At 73.4% G+C, this 20406-nt stretch carries 18 protein-coding genes; 10 read left to right on the top strand and 8 right to left on the bottom strand.

From position 1 onward, the window contains the following. The first annotated feature begins 104 nt into the window (after positions 1 to 104). A complete protein-coding gene (locus OG896_RS29785) occupies positions 105 to 1361 on the top strand; it encodes an FAD-dependent oxidoreductase (RefSeq protein WP_329370293.1) in 1257 nt (418 codons plus the stop codon). Between the two features lie 180 nt (positions 1362 to 1541). Here the strand turns inward: OG896_RS29785 and OG896_RS29780 are convergent, their stop codons facing one another. Further along, positions 1542 to 3194 (bottom strand): regulator, encoded by a 1653-nt coding sequence (locus OG896_RS29780; protein ID WP_329370291.1) that lies wholly within the window; start codon positions 3192 to 3194, stop codon positions 1542 to 1544. A 311-nt stretch (positions 3195 to 3505) separates the two neighbouring features. On the opposite strand from OG896_RS29780, the gene lipB reads away from it, so the two are divergent. From lipB to OG896_RS29760, 4 genes are all read left to right on the top strand, one after another. Further along, a complete protein-coding gene (gene lipB / locus OG896_RS29775; RefSeq protein WP_329370289.1) occupies positions 3506 to 4282 on the top strand; it encodes a lipoyl(octanoyl) transferase LipB in 777 nt (258 codons plus the stop codon). Between the two features lie 167 nt (positions 4283 to 4449). Further along, complete coding sequence (lipA, locus tag OG896_RS29770) at positions 4450 to 5439, top strand: lipoyl synthase (RefSeq protein WP_329370287.1); 990 nt, start codon at positions 4450 to 4452, stop codon at positions 5437 to 5439. 327 nt (positions 5440 to 5766) lie between these two features. Continuing rightward, positions 5767 to 6006 (top strand): hypothetical protein, encoded by a 240-nt coding sequence (locus tag OG896_RS29765; RefSeq protein ID WP_329374367.1) that lies wholly within the window; start codon positions 5767 to 5769, stop codon positions 6004 to 6006. A 33-nt stretch (positions 6007 to 6039) separates the two neighbouring features. Then, entirely contained in the window at positions 6040 to 6720 is a 681-nt protein-coding gene (locus OG896_RS29760) for a DUF4191 domain-containing protein (protein WP_328463149.1), read from the top strand. Positions 6721 to 6992: 272 nt separating this feature from the next. On the opposite strand, the gene OG896_RS29755 is transcribed toward OG896_RS29760, so the two are convergent. Then, positions 6993 to 7460, bottom strand: a complete 468-nt coding sequence (locus OG896_RS29755) for an RDD family protein (protein ID WP_328463150.1) — start codon at positions 7458 to 7460, stop codon at positions 6993 to 6995. A 252-nt stretch (positions 7461 to 7712) separates the two neighbouring features. On the opposite strand from OG896_RS29755, the gene glnA reads away from it, so the two are divergent. Beyond that, positions 7713 to 9122, top strand: a complete 1410-nt coding sequence (glnA, locus tag OG896_RS29750) for a type I glutamate--ammonia ligase (RefSeq protein WP_329370284.1) — start codon at positions 7713 to 7715, stop codon at positions 9120 to 9122. Positions 9123 to 9405: 283 nt separating this feature from the next. Next, positions 9406 to 10269: a PhzF family phenazine biosynthesis protein gene (locus OG896_RS29745; RefSeq protein ID WP_329374366.1), complete on the top strand. Its 864-nt coding sequence runs from the start codon at positions 9406 to 9408 to the stop codon at positions 10267 to 10269. Positions 10270 to 10414: 145 nt separating this feature from the next. Here the strand turns inward: OG896_RS29745 and OG896_RS29740 are convergent, their stop codons facing one another. The 3 genes from OG896_RS29740 to OG896_RS29730 form a co-directional block, all read right to left on the bottom strand. After that, on the bottom strand, positions 10415 to 10819 hold the full coding sequence (locus OG896_RS29740; protein ID WP_329370282.1) for a VOC family protein: 405 nt from the start codon (positions 10817 to 10819) through the stop codon (positions 10415 to 10417). After that, complete coding sequence (locus OG896_RS29735; protein ID WP_329370280.1) at positions 10816 to 10938, bottom strand: hypothetical protein; 123 nt, start codon at positions 10936 to 10938, stop codon at positions 10816 to 10818. The genes OG896_RS29740 and OG896_RS29735 overlap by 4 nt, the downstream gene beginning before the upstream one ends. A gap of 161 nt (positions 10939 to 11099) precedes the next feature. Next, a complete protein-coding gene (locus OG896_RS29730; protein WP_329370279.1) occupies positions 11100 to 12035 on the bottom strand; it encodes an SDR family oxidoreductase in 936 nt (311 codons plus the stop codon). A 148-nt stretch (positions 12036 to 12183) separates the two neighbouring features. On the opposite strand from OG896_RS29730, the gene OG896_RS29725 reads away from it, so the two are divergent. The 3 genes from OG896_RS29725 (at position 12184) to OG896_RS29715 (ending at position 15135) form a co-directional block, all read left to right on the top strand. Beyond that, positions 12184 to 12855 carry a TetR/AcrR family transcriptional regulator gene (locus tag OG896_RS29725; RefSeq protein WP_329370277.1) on the top strand — a complete coding sequence of 224 codons (672 nt, stop codon included), beginning with the start codon at positions 12184 to 12186 and terminating at the stop codon, positions 12853 to 12855. Between the two features lie 5 nt (positions 12856 to 12860). Continuing rightward, complete coding sequence (locus OG896_RS29720; protein ID WP_329370275.1) at positions 12861 to 13727, top strand: Fpg/Nei family DNA glycosylase; 867 nt, start codon at positions 12861 to 12863, stop codon at positions 13725 to 13727. Between the two features lie 241 nt (positions 13728 to 13968). Next, positions 13969 to 15135 (top strand): Gfo/Idh/MocA family protein, encoded by a 1167-nt coding sequence (locus OG896_RS29715; protein WP_329370273.1) that lies wholly within the window; start codon positions 13969 to 13971, stop codon positions 15133 to 15135. A gap of 230 nt (positions 15136 to 15365) precedes the next feature. Here the strand turns inward: OG896_RS29715 and OG896_RS29710 are convergent, their stop codons facing one another. The 3 genes from OG896_RS29710 to OG896_RS29700 form a co-directional block, all read right to left on the bottom strand. Further along, the gene (locus OG896_RS29710) at positions 15366 to 17792 is read right to left on the bottom strand and encodes a hypothetical protein (RefSeq protein ID WP_329370271.1); all 2427 of its coding nucleotides are present in this window, start codon (positions 17790 to 17792) and stop codon (positions 15366 to 15368) included. Positions 17793 to 18194: 402 nt separating this feature from the next. Then, on the bottom strand, positions 18195 to 18953 hold the full coding sequence (locus OG896_RS29705; RefSeq protein WP_329370270.1) for a response regulator transcription factor: 759 nt from the start codon (positions 18951 to 18953) through the stop codon (positions 18195 to 18197). Continuing rightward, the gene (locus OG896_RS29700; RefSeq protein WP_329370267.1) at positions 18950 to 20275 is read right to left on the bottom strand and encodes a sensor histidine kinase; all 1326 of its coding nucleotides are present in this window, start codon (positions 20273 to 20275) and stop codon (positions 18950 to 18952) included. The genes OG896_RS29705 and OG896_RS29700 overlap by 4 nt, the downstream gene beginning before the upstream one ends. Positions 20276 to 20406: the final 131 nt, after the last annotated feature.

The following is a 20406-nucleotide window of genomic DNA, read 5'->3' as shown; positions in this document are numbered from 1 at the left end:
ATGACGGTGCGTCAACGGATCAGGGCCCCCGCTCGTCGCTCCGGTCCGCCACGCCCGTCGCGCAGACGCCAGCGGGGACCGGACCCGACCTCGGGAGGGGCATCGTGCTCTCACCAGCACGCCCGAAAGGCGTGGCCGCCGCCACGGATGTGATCGTCATCGGCGCGGGCCCGGCGGGCCTGGCCGCCGCACACCATCTGACCGAAGGGGGCCTGAGCGTCACCGTCCTGGAGTCCACCGAACGCGTCGGCGGGCGGATGGCCACCGACACCGTCGACGGCTTCCGGCTCGACCACGGGCCCCAACTGCTCAACACCGCCTACCCCGAGCTGCGCCGCGCCAGCGGCCTGCGCGGCCTGCCGCTGGCCCATCTCGCCCCCGGCGCGCTCGTCCGCTCCGGCGGGCACGCCTACCGGGTCGGGGGCCCGCGCGGCGCCCGCGCACCGCTCGGCTCCGCCCGCGACCGGGCCCGGCTCGGCACCGCGCTGGACCGGCTCGCCGCCACCCCCACCCACCGCATCACCGCGCGCCCCGAGAGCACCGCCGCCCTCGCGCTGGCCGGCCGCGGCTTCGCGCCCCGCACCGTCGAGCACTTCCTGCGGCCGCTGCTCGCCGCGCTGCTGTGCGACGCCGAACTCGGCACGTCCAGCCGGGTCGCCGACATCGTGCTGCGCGGGTTCGCCCGCGGCCGCGCCTGCCTGCCGGTCGGCGGCGCCGCCCGCCTGCCCGAGCGGCTGGCGGCCACGCTCCCGCCCGGCACCATACGGTTCGGGGTCCGCGCCGCCCATGTCGCCGCGAACGCCGTGCACACCACCGACGGCGCCGAACTCCCCTGCCGCGGCGTGGTCGTCGCCACCGACGCCCACGCGGCCGCCGCGCTCCTGCCGGGCCTGCGCGTGCCCGGCTTCCACCCGGTCACCGTGGTCCACCACGCCGCGCCCGCCGCGCCCCTGCGCGAACCCGTGCTCGTCCTCGACGCCGACCGCCTCGGGCCGGTCTCCCACACCTACGCCGCCACCGCCATCGACCCCACCCGCGCGCCCACCGGCCGCACCCTCGTCACCTCCGTCGTCCTCGGCCCCCCGCCGGACGGCTCCGACGACAAGACCATCCGCTCCCACCTCGCCGACCTCTACGACACCTCCACCGACCGCTGGGACCTCCTCTCGCTGCGCACCACGCCCCACTCCGTCCCCGCCATGCCGCCGCCCCACGACCTGCGCCGCCCGGTCCGCCTCCTCGCCGGCCTCTACGTCTGCGGCGACCACCGCGACACCTCCACGATCCAGGGCGCCCTCTTCTCCGGCCGCCGCGCCGCCGCGGCCGCACTCCGCGACCTCGCGACGGGCTTCCCGGCGTGATCCCGGCCCGGGGTGGCGAGCGGGGCGTACGGGGCCGGGTGGACTCACCCGCCCCCGTACGCTCCCAGGTCCCCCCGGGCCGGAAACCTCCCGTGCCCGCCCCCGGAGGCACAGGTGGAGCCGCCCGGCGATGGAGGGAAGGCGGGGGAGGTCAGCGCGGTAACGCGGCCACGCGGTCGATCAGCGCGGTAACGCCGCCACGCGGTCGAGGAACGCGCGGACGGCGACCGTGTCGCGGAAGGGCTCCAACCGCCCCCGGAACTCCCGGACGTACTCGCCCGCGCGGACCGACCGCATCTCGCTCGCCCCGCGAACGACCTCCACCCCGTGCGCACAGGCGACCTCCACCTCGCCCAGCCCGAGCCGCGCGGACGCCAGCACGGTGCGGCAGAACAGCCTGCTGCGCGCGTACGCCGCCGCCCTGAGCTGCAGCGACCGCTCGGCGTACTGCACCGCCGCCCGGTACTGGCGCAGGTCCCGATGGCAGTGCGCGAACTCGTCCGCGAGCTGCGCCTCGTCGAAGAACCGCGCCCACCCGGGCACCTCGTCCCCGCCGCGGGCGGCGGACAGCGACCGCTCGGCGCGCGCCAGCGCCCCCGCACAGGCCCGCGCCTCCCCGATCAGCCCGTGCCCGCGCGCCTCGGCCGCGTGCAGCAGCGCGTGCACGACCGCGGGCGCCCCCGACCCGACCCCCTGCTGGGCGACCCGGGCGAGTTGCACCGCCTCGCGCCCGTGCCCGAGGTAGACGGCCTGACGGCTCATCGTGACCAGGACGTAGCTCCCGTAGACCCGGTCCCCGGCCGCCTGCGCCAGCCGCAGCGACTGCACGAAGTAGCGCTGCGCGAGACCGTGCGCCCCGATGTCGTACGAGGTCCACCCGGCGAGCCGGGTGAGGTCGGCGACGGAGGCGAACAGCCGGCGGCCGAGCGCCTCGCCGTAGGACCCGCGCAGCAGCGGCTCGGCCTCGTGCTCCAGGTAGCGGACGAGGGCCTGCCGGGCGTGCCCGCCGCCGTAGGCGTGGTCGAGGGAGCGGAAGAGGTCGCCGACGGCTCGTACTGCGGCGATGTCGCCCGCGCCGACCCGACCGGGCACGCCGCCGCCGGTCCCGGCTCCCGCATGGCCCCCGAGCAGCACGACCGGCTCGCCCTCGCGCGCCCCGCGGCTCTGCGTCGGCACCCGCGCGGCCCGGGCCGCCCAGGCGCCCTGGACCGCCACGGCCCCGCCCCCGGGCTCCTCCGCCCCGGCCGCGCGCTCCCCGTCGCCGTCCGCCGGGCCCGCCTCCGCCGCCACGGACGGCACCGGGGCCACCGGATGCTGCGGCCCCTGCCCCACCCGCGCGTCGGCCCGCCCGATCAGCCAGTCCCGGCTCGGCACCACCAGCCCCGCCGGGGTGAACGCGATCTTCCGCAACTCGGCCTGGTTCCCGGTGTCCTTGCGCCACAGCCCGCTGACGATGTCCACCGCCTCCTCGGGCGTGGCCGCGTACTCCAGCCCGGCGTAGACCGGCGCGCACGCGTCGAGCCCGAGGTCGGGCGCGGCCAGCCGGCGGCCGAGCCGCTGCGTGAAGACCTCCGCGATCAGCGCCGGCGTGGTGCCCCGGGGTTGCTGCCCGCGCAGCCAGCGGGTGATCGACGTCTTGTCGTAGCGCAGGTCGAGGCCGTGCTCGACGCCGAGTTGGTTGACCCGGCGGGCGAGTCCCGCATGCGAGAAGCCTGCTTCCGCGATGATCTCGGCGAGTTTGGTGTTGGCTCGGTTCTGCCGTTCGGTACGCGCCTGGCGGGGCGCCGCGCTGGTCGGAAGGTTCGGCGTTCGCTGCGTGGGGCGGTCCGTCATCGGCAGTACGGTCCACTTCCTCTGGGCGGTCTCAAGAACGGCGTGAATGTAACGGTCAGTGCCGGGAAGCTCACCGTAAGAGCCGTATATTCGCCCGAATGGACTACAACTGGCCGCATTCCGGACAGTTCCTGTGCGGCGGGATCGCGTTCGCGGCGGCGGTCGGGAAGGGGCCGGCCCCCGGCCGCGCAGGGCCCGCGGCACGGCCGCTTCGCGCGCCGCCGTACAGTGGCTGAGGTGCGCCCGGCCGCACCACCAGCCGTGGCCGGCAACGCGCCTCCGTCGCGTACCGCAGAGGAGTAGGAGTAGCCGTGAGCGAACTGCGCTTCGTCCACCTGGGGTTCGGCGCCGACGCCGTCGAGTACGAGGAAGCGTGGCAGGAGCAGCGCCGTGTGCACGCGGCCCGGTTCCTCGACGAGGTGCCCGACACCTGCCTGCTGCTCGAACACCCGCCGGTCTACACCGCCGGACGCCGCACCGCCGACAACGAGCGCCCCCTCGACGGCACCCCCGTGGTCGACGTCGACCGCGGCGGCAAGATCACCTGGCACGGCCCCGGCCAGATCGTCGGCTACCCGATCATGAAGCTCCCCCGCCCCGTCGACGTGGTCGCCCACGTCCGCCGGCTGGAGGAGGCGCTGATCCAGGTGGCCGCCGACTTCGGCCTGGAGACCTCGCGGGTGGAGGGGCGCAGCGGCGTGTGGGTGCTGGGCGACCCCGTGGAGCAGCGCCCGGGCGGCCTCACCCTGGACTTCGACCCGCGGCTGGCCGACGAGGAGTTCGACCCGCGGCTGAACGGCCCGGAGTACGCCCCCTCCAACGCCGGCCAGCGCCGCGAGGACCGCAAGCTCGCCGCGATCGGCATCCGCGTCGCGAAGGGCGTGACCATGCACGGCTTCGCGCTCAACTGCAACCCCGACAACACCTGGTACGACCGGATCGTGCCGTGCGGCATCCGCGACGCGGGCGTCACCTCGCTCTCGGCCGAACTGGGCCGGGACGTGCCGGTGGCCGAGGTGCTGCCGGTGGTCGAGAAGCACCTCACCGCGGTGCTCGGCACGGCCGTCCCGCTGCCCCGCGCGGTGTGAGCCGACCGGACGGCGTCGGCCCGGCGCGGTGTGTGCCGGGCGGACGGCGGCCCGGCGGGGACGGGAATGCCCCGTCCATGCCGCAGGTTGCATCGATGATGAGCCGTGGGAAGTACGGGCGTACGCTGGTGTTCGCCGTAGAATCGAAGCTTTAGAGGGAGCCGGTCGTGTCTGCAGTCGCACCCGACGGACGCAAGATGCTGCGCCTTGAGGTCCGCAACAGCCAGACCCCCATCGAGCGCAAGCCCGAGTGGATCAAAACCCGGGCGAAGATGGGTCCCGAGTACACGCAGATGCAGAAACTCGTGAAGAGCGAGGGCCTGCACACCGTGTGCCAGGAGGCGGGCTGTCCCAACATCTACGAGTGCTGGGAGGACCGCGAGGCGACCTTCCTCATCGGCGGCGACCAGTGCACGCGGCGCTGCGACTTCTGCCAGATCGACACCGGCAAGCCGCAGGCCCTCGACCGCGACGAGCCGCGCCGGGTCGGCGAGTCCGTGCTCACCATGGACCTGAACTACGCCACCATCACCGGCGTCGCCCGCGACGACCTGGAGGACGGCGGCGCCTGGCTCTACGCGGAGACCGTCCGGCGCATCCACGCGATGACCGCGGACCGCGCGGGCGGCCGTACCAAGGTCGAGCTGCTCATCCCCGACTTCAACGCCGAGCCCGCGCAGCTCGCCGAGGTCTTCGGCGCCCGCCCCGAGGTCCTGGCGCACAACGTGGAGACGGTGCCGCGGATCTTCAAGCGCATCCGCCCCGGCTTCCGCTACGAGCGCTCGCTTGAGGTGATCACCCGCGCCCGCGAGGCCGGCCTGGTCACCAAGTCCAACCTGATCCTGGGGATGGGCGAGGAGCGCGAGGAGGTCAGCCAGGCGCTGCAGGACCTGCACGACGCGGGGTGCGAGCTGATCACCATCACGCAGTACCTGCGGCCCTCCGCGCGGCACCACCCGGTGGAGCGCTGGGTGAAGCCGGCGGAGTTCGTGGAGCTGAAGGAGGAGGCCGAGGAGATCGGCTATGCGGGTGTGATGTCCGGGCCGCTGGTGCGTTCGTCATACCGCGCCGGGCGGCTCTTCCAGCAGGCCATCGACCGGCGGGCCGGCCAGGACGCCCCGGCACACGCCGGCGGTGCGGCTTTCATACGCGATTGACCGGAAGGTCACCGGCTGGTAACACGGTGTGGCGAGACTTGTTCTCGCCGCACCGTTGTCGTGTCGGGCAGCGCGGCGCCGCCGTAGGTCCCGCACCGCACGCGTTCCGTAGCTCCGCAGGGCCCTCCGCAAGTCCCGCACCGCAGGTTTCGCACCGCAGGGTTTCGCACCGCCCGTAGGTCCCGCACCGCCGTACGTCCGCCAGGCCCCGTACTGCCGCCAGACCCGTACCGCCGCTCTTCCCGCTCCGTCCACCGCCTTCCTCCTTCCTCCCGAGGGGACGCCATGTCGTCGTCGTCCGAGCAGGTGCACGTTCCCGGCCGCCTCCTGACCGGCCGCCGGCCCCTTTTCCGCCGCGGTCAGCGGCATGCGCCGGCGGTGCCGGTGGCGGGCGCGCTGCGCGCGGTGGAGACCTTTCTGCTGAGCGGCGGCCAGCAGACCGCCCGCAGGAACGCGTGGGCGGCCGTCGTGGCGGACCGGCAGCGCGCCAAGGACCGGCGCGAGGCCGAGCACGAGATCGCGGCGCTCGCGGGCGCGGAGCGCGGCGGGGCCGCCCGGCCGCGGTGACGGCGTACCGACAGGCCACGTATCCTTTGCCACATGGCGAGGAAGGAAACATCCGAGAGCAGTTCTGGACGGCTCGCGCAGATCGTCCAGACATACAAGATGACCAGGCAGGCCGATTCGAAGATCGGTCTTGTCCTTGCGGCTGTGGGAATCGTCACCTTCGGTGTCATCCTCGCCCTCGGCTTCTTGATCAACCACCCCATCTACGCGGGCATCCTGGGTCTCCTGGTGGGCCTGCTGGCGACCGCGGTGGTCTTCGGCCGCCGTGCCGAGCGGGCCGCCTTCGGGCAGCTCGACGGCAAGCCGGGCGCGGCAGCCGCCGTGCTGCAGAACGTGCGGGGCTGGACCGTGACCCCCGCGGTGGCGATGAACAAGAGCCAGGACGTCGTGCACCGGGCGGTCGGCAAGGCCGGCATCGTCCTGGTCGGCGAGGGCAACCCGAACCGGGTGAAGGGGCTGCTGGCCGCCGAGAAGAAGAAGGTCGCCCGGGTCGTCTACGACGTGCCGGTGCACGACTACATCGTCGGTGACGACGAGGGCCAGCTTCCGCTGAAGAAGATCCGTACGACGCTGCTGCGGCTGCCGCGGTCGCTGAGCGGTCCGAAGACCACCGAGGTGAACGACCGGCTGCGGGCGCTCGGGGACCTGATGAGCAACATGCCGATTCCGAAGGGCCCGATGCCGAAGGGCATGCGGATGCCGCGCGGGCGCTGAGCGCTTCGCCCGTCGGAGCCGAGCGCGTCGCCCGTCGGAAGCCGAGCCGCTTCGCCTGCCGAAGCCGAACACGCCGAAGGGGCGCCGGGGAGATCCCGGCGCCCCTTTTCGTGCGCCCGCGCTGTTCGTGTCGGCGCGTTCCCGTTCTCACGTTCCCGGGGCGCGCTCCCGCGTTCCCGTCCTCGCGTTCCCGTTTCCGCGTTCCCGGGGCGCGCTCCCGCGTTCCCGTCCTCGCGTTCCCGTCCTCGCGTTCCCGTTCCCGCGTCCCGCCGTCAGATCCGGACCTGGACCGCCTTGGCGGCCTTGTCGTGCAGCCCCCGGGTGTCGCGGTCCCAGACCACCGCCGGGACGACCAGGAGCAGCAGCACCGTACGGATCAGCGCGGCGAGCGGGCTGAGCCGGCGGCCGTCAACGCCGATCACCCTCAGCCGGGTGATCAGTTTCCCCGGGGTGCTGCCGACCAGCGCGAGCCCGATCAGGCTGACCGCGCCGAAGACGACGAGCGCCCAGTTGTTCGCGGTGTGCACATTACGGTGAGCGATCAGGCCGTATGCGATCACCACGCACAGCACCCAGTCGATGAAGATCGCCGCGACCCGGCGGCCGATGGACGCGATGGACCCCGGTCCGTCCTCGGGCAGGCCCAGCCGCTCACCGCGGTAGCCGAACTCCACGCCCATCTGTTCCGCGGCCGCGCGCGGCCCGGAGAGCCACGATCCCACTACTTCCCTGTTGTCCACGGCATCCACGGTAACCCCGCGCACGAACGGACCACCGGGCGGGCACCTGACGCCCCTCCCGGCTGCCCTTGCGGGCGCTGGGCGGCGGGCGGCCGGGGGCGATTCCGGGGCATCGCGGTTAACCTCTGCGAAACAAATGGGTCATGCTGGAGAAATCCCTGATCCCTAAGGTCAGGGCAGTGTGCGCCACCGCACTGGCCGCACATCTCGATCGCCAACCCGACCCGCGGGGCCGGGCCTAGGAGGAGTTGGATGTTCCAGAACGCCGACGACGTCAACAAGTTCATCAAGGACGAGGACGTCAAGTTCGTCGACGTCCGCTTCTGCGACCTGCCCGGCGTGATGCAGCACTTCACGGTCCCGGTCTCGACGTTCGACCCGACCGAGGAACTGGCCTTCGACGGCTCGTCCATCCGCGGGTTCCAGGCGATCCACGAGTCCGACATGGCGCTGAGCGCGGACCTGTCGACTGCCCGCGTCGACCCGTTCCGGCGGGACAAGACGCTGAACATCAACTTCTTCATCCACGACCCGATCACCGGCGAGCAGTACAGCCGTGACCCGCGGAACGTCGCGAGGAAGGCCGAGGCGTACCTCGCCTCCACCGGCATCGCCGACACCGCGTACTTCGGTCCCGAGGCCGAGTTCTACGTCTTCGACAGCGCCCGCTTCCAGACCTCCGCGAACGAGTCGTTCTACCACATCGACTCCGAGGCGGCCGCGTGGAACACCGGCGCCACCGAGGACAACCGCGGCTACAAGGTCCGCTACAAGGGCGGCTACTTCCCCGCCCCGCCGGTCGACCACTTCGCCGACCTGCGCGCCGAGATCTCCCTCGAACTCGAAGCGGCCGGGCTCCAGGTGGAGCGCCAGCACCACGAGGTCGGCACCGCCGGTCAGGCCGAGATCAACTACAAGTTCAACACGCTGCTCGCCGCGGCCGACGACCTGATGCTCTTCAAGTACATCGTCAAGAACGTCGCCTGGCGCAACAACAAGACCGCCACCTTCATGCCCAAGCCGATCTTCGGTGACAACGGCTCCGGCATGCACGTCCACCAGTCGCTGTGGCAGAGCGGCACCCCGCTCTTCTACGACGAGCAGGGTTACGCGGGCCTGTCCGACACCGCCCGCTTCTACATCGGCGGCATCCTCAAGCACGCCCCCTCGCTGCTGGCGTTCACCAACCCCACGGTGAACTCCTACCACCGCCTGGTGCCCGGCTTCGAAGCCCCGGTGAACCTCGTGTACTCCCAGCGCAACCGCTCCGCCGCGATGCGCATCCCGATCACCGGCTCCAACCCGAAGGCCAAGCGCGTCGAGTTCCGCGCGCCGGACCCGTCGTCCAACCCCTACCTCGCCTTCTCCGCGCTCCTCCTCGCGGGCCTGGACGGCGTCAAGAACAAGATCGAGCCGGCCGAGCCGATCGACAAGGACCTCTACGAGCTCGCCCCCGAGGAGCACGCGAGCGTCGCCCAGGTCCCGACCTCGCTCCCCGCGGTCCTCGAGGCCCTCGAGGCCGACAACGAGTACCTCCAGGCCGGCGGCGTCTTCACCTCCGACCTGATCGAGACCTGGATCGACTACAAGCGCGCCAACGAGATCGCGCCCCTCCAGCTCCGCCCCCACCCGCACGAGTTCGAGCTCTACTTCGACATCTAAACCGCGAGGTCGGGTGCGCCGGGGTCTCACGGTCCCCGGTCCCGGAGATTCCCCAGGTCGGCACTTCGCCGGCCTGGGGATCTCTGCGTCATGGGGTTCGCATCGCCCGCGCCGCCAGTTCGGTGCCCGGCGAACGATCCGGGACAGCGACGTCCTCGGCCGTGCCTTCCGCGACGGGGCGCGACGCGTTGCGGGCTTGGCGGGTGGCGTGGCGCGGGTTCGGGGTTCGGGGTTCGGGGTTCGGGGTTCGGGGTTCGGGTTAAGGGGAGGGGAGTTGACGGGTGTGCGGGGGTCGGCCGTGGTGATCGTTCGCGCTTGTGTGCGTGGAGGTCGAGGGGGGAGCCCCACCGCGGTGGTGGACGACGTGGCGTTGACCGATGAGGAGCGTCGGCGGGTGGCGGTGACGGCGGGGACGTCGCATGCCGTCTTCGTCTCGGTGGACGACGGTCGGCAGGGCGTGCCCGGGGCGTCGCTGCGCTTCTTCACCGCCGAGGGGGAACTGCCCGCTTGCGGCCACGGAACGGTTGCGGCGTTGGCGTTCCTCGCCGAACGCGCCGGGGGCGTGGAGTACCTGGCCACGCTTCGTACGGCGGGGCGGGTCTTCAACGGCTGGTGTCTACGGGAGAAGGCGCATTTCAGGGCGGCGTTCGAGCCCGGCCCTGTGGACCTGCGCGAGGCCACGCCCGTCGAGCGCGAACTCGTCCTGCCCGCGCTCGGGGTCACCGCGGACTCGCTCGCGCCGGGTATCCGCGTAGCCTCGGTGGGACGGCCTCGGTTGCTGGTACCCATCGCCACGCGGCCGGCTCTCGCGGCGCTCGACCCGGACTTCGTACGGCTCAGGGCCGGCTGTGACCGTCTCGGTTTGCTGGGCTGCTACGTCTATTCCGTGCCGACGCCCGACGGCCGCGTCGCCGCCCGCATGTTCGCCCCGTCGATCGGCGTGGCCGAGGACATCGCCAACGCCAACAGCACCGCCTGCCTGGCCGCTGACCTGGCTGGTCGGGGCATCACCGACATCGCCGTGGACATGGGCGACTCGCTCGGCAGCCCCTCCACGATCACGGCCACCACGCGGCACGGCTCATCGGGTTCGCTGGTACGCGTGGGCGGTGCCGCGCAGATCACCGCGACGGCCCCCTTGCCGTAGTCGAGCGGGAATCCGCGCGTACGGCGGCGGCCCCGTCACCGAGTGGGTTGCCGGGCCGCCGTACGACCGACGGGCTCTCGCCGAAGGTCGTCGGCTCCGCCTGCGAACCGGTGCGCAAGCCGGATGCTCCGGTCGGGGGCGGTGGTCAGGCGATCGCGATGAGTTCGGCCTCGAAGCCGTCGTCGTTCTCCAGGTAGGCGGCGTACTGGTCCGGGCCGCCGGCGTGGGGGTGGCGGTCGGGGAACATCAGGCGCCAGCCGTGGTGGCGGGACTCGGCGGCCAGCGCCTCGACGGTGGGCGGGTCGGCGACGTGGAACGCCAGGTGGTTCAGGCCGGGGCGGCAGCGGTCGTGGGCGGCTGCGGTGAGGGCGGGGGACTGTTCGATGACGAGGTAGGTCGTACCGAGCTGCCAGCTCCGCCCCCGGTCCCAGTGCTGGAAGGGCGTGTGGCCGAGGGCTTCGAGCAGCCAGCCGAACGACGTGATCGCACGGTCGAGGTCGGGGACCCAGAGTTCGACGTGGTGGAGCGCGCCCGGGGTCGGGGCGGTCATGACGCCGCCGACCGGTCGGGCATCGCGGTGGTCCCGCGGTGGCGGTCGTGGCGTCGGTCGCGGTCGTGGTCGTGGTCGCGGCGTCGGTCGCGGTCGTGGTCGCGGTCGTGGTGGCGCACCGGCAAGTCCCCTTCTTCGTCGGCGGGTTCGCCGATCCGGGCGGGCCGGGTTCGCGGGGCGGCCCGACCGGAGTGGCGATTGTACGGCGCCGGGGCCGGGGCTGGAGGTGCGCCGGCGCGTCAGGCGAGGCGGCCCGGGGGCGTCATGCCAACCCGGGGCGTCATGCGAAGTAGTGGCCCTCCTTGAGGTCGGCGATCAGGCCCGGGCGGGTCGGTTCCCACCCGAGCAGGTCGCGGGTGAGCCGCGCCGAGGCGGGCCCGTCGGTGCCCCAGAAACCGCCGAGCCAGCCGACGTACTCCCCGGCCCGCTCGGGCGGGACGGAGACCGCGGGGATGCCGAGGCGTTCGGCGAGGACTTCCGCTACTTCGCGGATCGGTACGCCCTCGTCGCCGACCGCGTGCAGCGCCGACCCGGCCGGCGCGGACTCCAGCGCGAGGCGGAACAGGCGGGCGGCGTCGTCGCGGTGGACCGACGGCCAGCGGTTGGCGCCGTCGCCGACGTAGGCGGCCGCGCCCTTCTCGCGTGCGAAGCCGATCACGGTCGGGATGAACCCGTTGTCGCCGTTTCCGTGCGTGGCAGGGGGCAGCCGTACGACCGAGGAGCGCACGCCGCGGTCGGCGAGGGCGAGCGTGTAGTGGGCGTTGGCGATCCGCGCGTTGGCGCCGGCGATCGGGGCGCCCCGCTCCGCGGCGGGAGCGGCCAGCCCGTCGCGTTCGGTGGCGACGGCGCCGGGCGGGAGCCCGAGCACGCCGAGGATGCCGGAGGCGATGACGAACGGCTTGCCGGTGCCGGCCAGGGTCTCCCCGAAGGTCTCGATCGCCGCGCGGTCGGCGCCGGTGGCCCCGGCGAAGTCGCCCGCGAAGGCGATGTCGTGCTTGAAGGCGAGGTGGACGACGCCGTCGGAGTCGGCGGCGGCGCCGCGCAGGGTGTCGAGGTCGTCGAGCGAGCCGAGGCGGACTTCGGCGCCGGCGTCGCGCAGGGCGCGGGCCGAGTTGTCGGAACGGGCCAGCCCGGTGACCGTGTGGCCGGCGGCGATCAGGTCGGGGACGAGCCCGCGGCCGATCCAGCCCGATGCTCCGGTGACGAAGACGTGCACGGGGAACCTCCAGAGGGTCTTATTATTTGTACGGTCGTGCTAGAAATATTCTGTGTACAGTCGTACCAGAAATGTCAAACCGAGGCCACGCCCGGCGGCGGAAGCGCCGAGGGCGGCGGGGCGGTGTCGGGAGCAACAGGAGGAAGCGATGGCGGGGCGCCCGGTCGACCATCAGCGGCGGGCGGAGCTGCTCGACGCGGTGGTGGACTACACGGTCGAGCACGGGTTCTCCGAGCTGTCGTGGCGGCCGGTCGCCGCCGCGCTCGGCGTGTCGACCACGACCCTGGTGCACCGCTTCGGCACCAAGGAGCAGATGCTGGAGGCCATCCTCGGTCGGCTGCGGGAGCGCATCTTCGCGGCCACCAACGACACCCTCGGCGAGCAGCCCGACCTGGCGACGGCGGTGCGCGCGGTCTGGACCCGGACCTCGGACCCGCGGCGGGGGGCGGAGTTCAGGCTGTTCTTCGCCGTCTACGGGCGCGCGCTCCAGGCGCCGGAGCAGTTCGCGGAGTTCCTGGACCGGGTGGTCGCCGACTGGATGAACGCGCTGTGCGAGACGCAGGGGCCCGGCACCGACCCGGTGACCGCGAAACGCACGGCCACCCTCGTGATCGCGACGATCCGCGGCCTGCTGCTCGACCTGCTCGCCACCGGCGACCGGGCCCGGGTCCAGGACGCGGCGGAGAGCTTCCTCGCCACCCTTGAACGGCGTGACGGGAACGCGCGGGCCGGGGAAGCGCGGGACGGGACAGCACGGGTCGGGACAGCACGGGTCGGGAAGGTGCGGGACGGGGAAACGCGGGACGCGGAGGCATCATAGGGGGTATGCCTGAATTGCCCGAGGTCGAAGCGCTGCGCTGGTTTCTCGATGACCACCTGGTGGGGCGGACCGTCGAGCGGGTGTACCCGCTGGCGGTGAGCGCCCTCAAGACGTACCGCCCGGGGGTCGCGGACCTGGAGGGGCGGGCGTTCGACGCGGTCGCGCGGCACGGCAAGTTCCTCGACCTGGCGGCCGGTGACCTGCACCTGGTGATGCACCTGGCGCGGGCGGGCTGGGTGCGCTGGAACGACAACCTGCCCGACGCGCCGCCCCGGCCCGGCAAGGGGCCGCTGGCGCTGCGGGTACGGCTCGCGGAGCCGGCCGGGACCGGCTTCGACGTGACGGAGTTCGGCACGCAGAAGCGGCTGGCGGTCTACGTGGTGCACGACCCGGCGGAGGTGCCGGGCGTGGCGCGGCTGGGGCCGGACCCGCTGGCGGCGGACTTCACCCCCGAGGCGTTCGCGCGGCTGCTGGCGGGCGAGCGGCGGCAGATCAAGGGGGTGCTGCGCGACCAGAGCGTGATCGCGGGGATCGGCAACGCCTACTCCGACGAGATCCTGCACGCGGCGAAGATGTCGCCGTACAAGCTCGCGGCGAAACTGTCGGGGCAGGAGGCGGCGCTGCTGTACGACATGATCGGCAGCACGCTGCGGGACGCGGTGGAGCGCTCGCGGGGGCTGCCGCTGCGGGATCTGAAGGCCGAGAAGAAGAGCGGGTTGCGGGTGCACGGGCGCAAGGGCGAGCCGTGCCCGGTGTGCGGGGACACCGTTCGCGAGGTGTCGTTCAGCGACTCGGCGCTCAATTACTGCCCGACCTGCCAGACCGGCGGGAAGCCGCTGGCGGACCGGCGGATGTCGCGACTGCTGAAGTAGCGCCCCGGCGGCGCACAGGGTGAGCCGGGCCCGGGTCGGCCCGGGTTGCCGTGCGTACGGCCGTGCGGCCCGATGGGGGCGCCCGCGGCGGTGGGCTGGCGTTGCCGGGCGCAGGACGGGGCGGCGGGACCGGGTGACGGGACCGGATGTCGGTGCGTGGGGCGTTGACCGTATGGTTTTCCAGCAGTGAGGCGGGACGGTGACGTGCCCGCGGGCAAGCGAGCGGCTGGAGGCCGGCGCGATGGGTGACGTGGACACGGCGCCGATACGGTTCGGCATTGTCGGTAGCGGTTGGCGGTCGGAGTTCTTCGTACGGCTCGCCCGGGCACTGCCCGAGCGGCTCGCGGTGGCCGGGGTGGTGACCCGCTCGGCGGAACGGGCCGAGCAGGTCCGCACGGCATGGGGCGTGCCCGCCTACCGTACGGTCGGTGAACTGCTCGCGGCCGAACCGGAGTTCGTGATCCCGTCGGTGCCTTGGGACGTGACTCCCGGGGTGGTGCGGGACCTGGTGGAGCAGGGCGTGCCGGTGCTGGCCGAGACGCCGCCGGCGCCGGACGCGGCAGGGCTCCGGGAGCTGTGGAGCGCGGTGGGCGGCGCCCGCCGCGCCGCTACCGGCGGGGGCGGGGGCATGGCTTCGGCTTCGGCTTCGGCTTCGGCCGCGGACGGCGGCGCGCTGGTGCAGGTCGCCGAGCAGTACGTGCTGATGCCCGGGCACGCGGCCAGGATCGCCCTCGTCCGCGACGGCGTGATCGGCGCGGCCACCTCGGTCCAGCTCTCCTCCACGCACATGTACCACGCGATGTCCCTGATCCGGCACACCCTCGGCATCGGCTTCGGGCCGGCGACGGTGACCGCGCGCGCCTTCACCGCACCGCTGGCCGACCCGCTCTCCCCCAAGGGCTGGTCGGACGACCTGACGCCCAAAGACGCGACGACCACCCTCGCCCTGATCGACTTCGGCGCCGGCCGCACCGGCCTGTACGACTTCACCGACAACCAGTGGTGGAACCCGCTGCGCGCCCGCCGGGTCGTCGTCCGCGGTTCGCTCGGCGAGATCGTGGACGACAGCGTGGTGCGGATGGCCGACCCGCGGACCCCGGTGGAGTCCGCGCTGGTCCGCCGCCGCACCGGCACCGACCTCAACCTCGAGGGCGCCGAGGTGCACCACATCTCCTTCGACGGCCGCGTGGTGTGGCGCAACGACTACGTCGGCGCGAGCCTGTCCGAGGACGACCTCGCGGTGGTGGACCTGCTGTGCCGGACCGGCGCCTGGGTGCGCGGCGAGGGGCCCGAGCCCTACCCGCTGGCCGAGGGCTGCCAGGACCACCTGCTCGCCTTGGCCGTCGAGGAGTCCGCTCGCACAGGGGCGCCGGTGACCACCGCGGAGGAGGCGTGGGCCACCGCCTGAGGGTGGGGCCGGCCGGGCTCGGCGGACTCCGCGGGCTCGGCGGACTCGGCTGCTCGGTGTGGCGGTCGGCTCGGGCGGGCGCCGGTCGGGCCGGTCTTCGCACCGAGCCGGTCGGACAGGCAGGCCTGCGGACCGGGGACATGGCGAGCCGGTGCGCGGGCCCGCACCCGGCCCGCACTCTGCCCCTCCGTAAACTGCCGCGCCCCGCGGCCGAGTTCGGAACCAACGAGTCATGAGCTGCCCGGGGCGAAGTGCACGCTGGTGGTGACATCACCACCCGGGGTGGGGTCGCACTCGTCCACCGAACCGGCGCACGGACCGGTCCAGGTGTCCGGCTGATACGGCTCGCTCACGGTGCCGCCGGCCCCGGACGATCCACCGGACGCACCGGAACCCCCGGACGTGCTCGAATCGCCCGCATCACCGGCGCCGCCTATGCTCCCCGCCGTGCTCGAACCGCCGCTATCGCTCACGCCGGCTGTGGCGCCGGTGTCCCCGGCGGCGCCGGAGCTGTCGGCGCCCGCGGGGTCGCCGTGGGCTTTGAGGGAGAGCGGGGCCCTCGCGTCGAAGTAGCGGACCGTGCAGGGCGTGGGCTGGTCGCACTTGGTGGTGGTTCCGTCGGCGGCGATGTCGACGTAACCGTGTCGCCGGCCGCCGGTGTCCGGGGTGACGGTCACCTTGACCGTGGCGAAGGCGCGGCCGGTGAGACGGGCGGTGCTCCTGCCGTCCTTGCCGTAGCTGACCGTGAGGGTGCCGGCGCGCCTGCCGAGCGCGGTGGGCGCGAACCGCACGCTCACGCTGCAACTGGTGCCCGCCGCCAGCCCTTTGGCCGGTGCCGGACCGCCGCCCGCCTCGTCGTCGAGGAACCCGGGCGACATGCCCTCGCCGGTGTGGCACGAGCCCGTGGTGATGGCGAAGTCGGAGCGGGCGGACAGGCTGATCGCGTCCAGCGGGACCGGGCTGCCGTTCGGGTTGGTGATGGTCAGCTTGGCGACCGGGGCGGCGGCCGAACCCTCGTGCACGTCACCGTAGTCTCCCGTGCCCTTGATCGTCAGGGGTTTCAGTGCGGCGCCCGGGTCGGCCGGGTCGTCGGACCCGGTGGGGAGGGTGCCGCCGGGGGCGTCCTGGTCCTTGGTGCCGCCGTCGATCCGGTGGGCGCCGGGCAGGCCGCCCGACGCCGCCGGGCCGCCCTTGGCCCCGGCCGCCGAGGCGTTGTGGTGCCAGCCCGAGCCGCCCGCTCCGCCCAGGCTGTCCCTCCCGACGGCGCCGACCGCGACCGCCACACCGGCCGCGAGGACCACGGTCGCCGCACCCATTCCCACGAGTGCTCTGCGCCGCCGACGTGCCCGGGCCCGCGCCCGGCGGCTCGCCGCACGGCCCATGCCCGCCAGCCGCCCGCCGAGAGAGGCCCGCGGGACGCCCGCGCCGCCCGCACCTCGCCAGTCGCCGGAATCGTCCGCGACGAGCGCCAGGTTGGCCCGGGTCTCCTCCGCCGCGCTGCCTTCCGCGGCCCTCGCATGGCGGGTGCGCAGCTCCAACGCGTGGGCCAGCGCGTCCCTGGCCGCATCCGGACGGCCTTCCAGGAGGTGGAGTGTGCCTTCCTGGTGGGCGAAGTGGGCCTCCGCCACGACGTCCGGCAGTTCGAGGGCCGCGATGCGCCCGATCTCCAACGTCCGCTGCCAGGACCTCCAGTGCCCCTGGATACACAGCACCGGCTCCACGATCGCGGCGAGCGCGATCACCGTGTCCCACTCGCGGCGGCCGGCCGCCGTGTCCAGCAAGGGCACCGCCGCGTCCGCTGCCTGGCTCGCCTCGGCGCCGCACGGGTCGCGCGCCTCAATCCAGCTGCCGAGGGCCCGCAGCGAGACGCCGAAGTCGAGGTGGCGGTGGAGCAGTCGCAGGTAGGGCTCGGGGAGCCCGGTCGGCAGGCCGAAGCGGTCACCGCGCTTCTCGGCGAGCCCCCGCGCGCACAGCCGGTCGAACCGCTCGGCGCCGGCCGGCACTTCCGCCATCGCCGCGACCAGTCGGGCGGGCAGGTGGGCGCCGCCGAGCAGTGCGAGCACCGCCAGCGCCCGCTTGGACTCCGGGTCGAGCGCGGCGATCGCCAACTCGTCGAGCACCCCCGGGTCCAGCTCGACCTCCTGCGCCAACTCGGCGAAGCGGCGGCCTTCGTACCGCACCAGCGCGGCGGCCTGGCGCAATGCGAGCGGTCTGCCGCCGACCGCGGCCACCAGTCGTCGCGCGTGCGGCAGTTCGGACTCGGAGACGATCCGGTCGAGGTCGCGGGAGAGCAGGGTCATCGCGTCCGCGGAGGTGAGGCCGGGCAGCGGGTGGGACACCCCGAGCCGCCCGATTCCCGGGCGGACCGCGCCCATCAGCACCGCGCACCCGCGTAACGCGTCCCGCAGATCGGCGAGCTGCAACGGGCTGTATCCCACGTCGTCCAACGCGACGACGGCGACGACCTGCTCGAGGGCGCGCCGGCACTCGTCCGTGGTCAACCGGGGTGCTCCCGGCGGGTACTCGTAGAATTCGCGGACCATGTCCTGGAGGAAATCCTCAAGATCGGCGGCACCGACGCGGATATATGCATCCGGCGCGACGGCGCGCAGCAGAGAGGTCTTTCCCGAGCCGCATTTCGCGGTGAATTCGACCATGCGGCGCGATCGCACGGCGCTGCGCATCAGCCCCAATTGCTCTTCCCGCCCCACCAGCGTGCCCACCGCGCCCGTGTGCGGATGGTTCGCCCGCCGCCGCGGCACGCGCTGAGCCGGGTCGGCTTCGCCCTCACCCCCGCCCCGGCCGCCGCCTCGCCGACCGCCTTCGGGCGCGGCGCGCTCCACTCTCACGCCGTGGCCGCGGCCGCCGACCACCACGCGGAACTCTCCGAAAACGAACCCGTCCATTTCTACCCCCGGCACCCCTGGTATCCCCCGTCATCCCCGGCTTCCCGGACGGGAATGAACGCGGTGCTCCCTGCACCACGCGAGAACCACGTTACGGGCTGCGTCCGCCTCCGTGCGCAAAGTTATCCACAGCCCGCAGGAGAAGTCCGATATTCAGCCCACGAGCCCTGTCTCATACGAGATGATCACCAGCTGGACCCGGTCGCGCGCGCCGAGTTTGGAGAACAGCCGCGCCACGTGGGACTTGGCCGTCGCCACGCTGATGAACAGGGTCTGCGCGATCTCGGTGTTGGACATCCCGCGTCCGACAAGCGTCAGCACCTCCCGTTCACGGTCGGTGATGCCGCGCAGTCGCTCGTCCCGCCCGTCCTGCCCCTCTTGCCCGTGCGGCTCGTCCTGCCCTCCGTGCCCGGCCTCCCGGCGCCGCCCGCTCCGACCCGCTTCCCCTCCCCGTGACGGTACGCGTGCCGGTGCGCCGGCGAACGGCGGCCGCCGGGCGAACTCCTCGATCAGCCGCCGGGTCACGGCGGGCGCGATCAGCCCCTCGCCGGCCGCGACGACGCGGATGCCGTCGAGGATGGTCTCCAGTCGCATGTCCTTGAGCAGGAACCCGCTCGCCCCGGCCCGCAGCGCCGCGTACACGTACTCGTCGTCGTCGAACGTCGTCAGGACGAGCACGCGGGTCCCGTCGCCGGCCGCGCCCGTGATCAGCCGGGTGGCCTCGATACCGTCCATGCCGGGCATGCGGATGTCCATCACGGCGACGTCCGGGCGCAGTTGCCCGGCCAGCGACACCGCCTCTGCGCCATCGCCCGCCTCCCCCACGACCTCGATGTCCGGGGTGTCGGCGATCAGCACGCGCAGACCGGTGCGGATCAGCGGCTGGTCGTCGGTGAGGAGGACGCGGATCATCCGCGAACCTGTCCGGCGGGTGAAGCGGGCTCGGTGACGTGCCCGGGCAGGCGCTCCCCGCCCGCGGGACCGGCAGCACCGGCAGGTGCCGTATCCGTCGCCGGTTCCGTACGCTCCCGCGCACCCGCGCGGCCACCGGTCTCCGCGGTCGCCACCGCGCCCGCGTCACCCGCCGGCAGCGGCAGCCGCGCCGCCACCCGGAAGCCGCCGCCCGGGCGCGGGCCCGCGCTGAACTCGCCGTGCAGCAGGCTGACCCGCTCGCGCATGCCGACGATGCCGTAGCCGCCGCTCGCCGTGGGCGGCCGGCCGCCGCAGCCGAGGTCGACCACCTCCACCAGCAGCGCGTCCTGCCGGTGGTCGAGGGTGACCGCGCAGTCCCGGGTGCCCGAGTGCCTGACCACGTTGGTGACCGCCTCCTGGACGATGCGGAAGGCCGACAGGTCGATGTCGGGCGGCAGAGGGCGGCGTTGCCCCTTCCAGCGGACCTCGACGCGTACGCCCACCTCGTGCGTGGTGGTCACGAGGCCGCCCAGGTCGGCGAGGCCCGGCGCCGGGTCGCGGGGCGGCTCGCCACCGTCGGTGTCGGTCTCCCGCAGTGCCCCGAGCAGGCGGCGCAGGCCGGACAGGGTCTCGCGGCTGGTGGCCTCGATGGCGTCCAGCGCCTTGCGGGTCTCGGCGGGCTGGGTCTCCATCACGCGGCTGCCGACGCCGGCCTGGATGGCGATGATGCCGATGCTGTGGGCGACCATGTCGTGCAGTTCGCGGGCGATTCGCAGCCGCTCCTCGGTCACCGCCTGCTGGGTGGCGCGGCGGCGCAGGGCCTCGGTGTGCGTACGGCTCTGCCGGACGGTGTTGCCCACCAGCCAGGCGACGAACGTGATGGCGGTCAGGGCCGCCCACACGGCGCCGTTGTCCTGGCTGACGAGCACGACCACGCAGGAGAGGACGGCGCCGGCCACCGACATGAGGCGCGAGCGCGTCGCGGTGATGTAGCCGATGACGACAGCGGCCAGCAGGAACAGCACGACCGGTGCCTCGGGCACGCCGGTGCCGATGGCGGCGACGGACCCGGACAGCGAGACCACCAGGGCCGCCAGTGGCAGCCGGAAGACCAGCAGGGCGACGAAGGTGGTGGCAAGGGCGGTGACGAGGAGCGAGCCGTCCTCGATGTTGCCGTTGAGGTTGGTGAGGTGGGCCAGTTCGTCGCGGCGCTGAAAGCTGCGCACCAGGACGACCGTCACCCAGAAGACGGCCACCCACACGCCCAGTGGCGGACGCCTGAGCAGGGGCGTACGCGTCGGAGTACGGGGTGCGGCGGGCATGCGCCGATCGTAGGCGCCCGGGGCGGGGCGGCACATTGGCCCGAAGGTGTAGTCCCGGGGGCTGGTGCACGGCCCCGGGAATGCGGCCCGCGGCCCGATGCGGGGCGGGCGGCGCGCCCGGCACCGTGAAG

This window comes from Streptomyces sp. NBC_00669 (assembly GCF_036226785.1).
Classification (GTDB): domain Bacteria; phylum Actinomycetota; class Actinomycetes; order Streptomycetales; family Streptomycetaceae; genus Actinacidiphila.
Note: the sequence above shows the minus strand (reverse complement) of the source record. Positions and strands in the feature narration are given on the sequence as shown.

Excerpts from the sequence above, each read along its gene's own strand:
- OG896_RS29760 (WP_328463149.1), top strand. The coding sequence starts at position 6,040 with ATGGCGAGGAAGGAAACATCCGAGAGCAGTTCTGGACGGCTCGCGCAG.
- OG896_RS29780 (WP_329370291.1), bottom strand. The coding sequence starts at position 3,194 with ATGACGGACCGCCCCACGCAGCGAACGCCGAACCTTCCGACCAGCGCG.
- OG896_RS29705 (WP_329370270.1), bottom strand. The coding sequence starts at position 18,953 with ATGATCCGCGTCCTCCTCACCGACGACCAGCCGCTGATCCGCACCGGT.
- OG896_RS29700 (WP_329370267.1), bottom strand. The coding sequence starts at position 20,275 with ATGCCCGCCGCACCCCGTACTCCGACGCGTACGCCCCTGCTCAGGCGT.
- OG896_RS29725 (WP_329370277.1), top strand. The coding sequence starts at position 12,184 with ATGGCGGGGCGCCCGGTCGACCATCAGCGGCGGGCGGAGCTGCTCGAC.
- glnA (WP_329370284.1), top strand. The coding sequence starts at position 7,713 with ATGTTCCAGAACGCCGACGACGTCAACAAGTTCATCAAGGACGAGGAC.
- OG896_RS29715 (WP_329370273.1), top strand. The coding sequence starts at position 13,969 with ATGGGTGACGTGGACACGGCGCCGATACGGTTCGGCATTGTCGGTAGC.
- OG896_RS29740 (WP_329370282.1), bottom strand. The coding sequence starts at position 10,819 with ATGACCGCCCCGACCCCGGGCGCGCTCCACCACGTCGAACTCTGGGTC.
- OG896_RS29710 (WP_329370271.1), bottom strand. The coding sequence starts at position 17,792 with ATGGTCGAATTCACCGCGAAATGCGGCTCGGGAAAGACCTCTCTGCTG.
- OG896_RS29720 (WP_329370275.1), top strand. The coding sequence starts at position 12,861 with ATGCCTGAATTGCCCGAGGTCGAAGCGCTGCGCTGGTTTCTCGATGAC.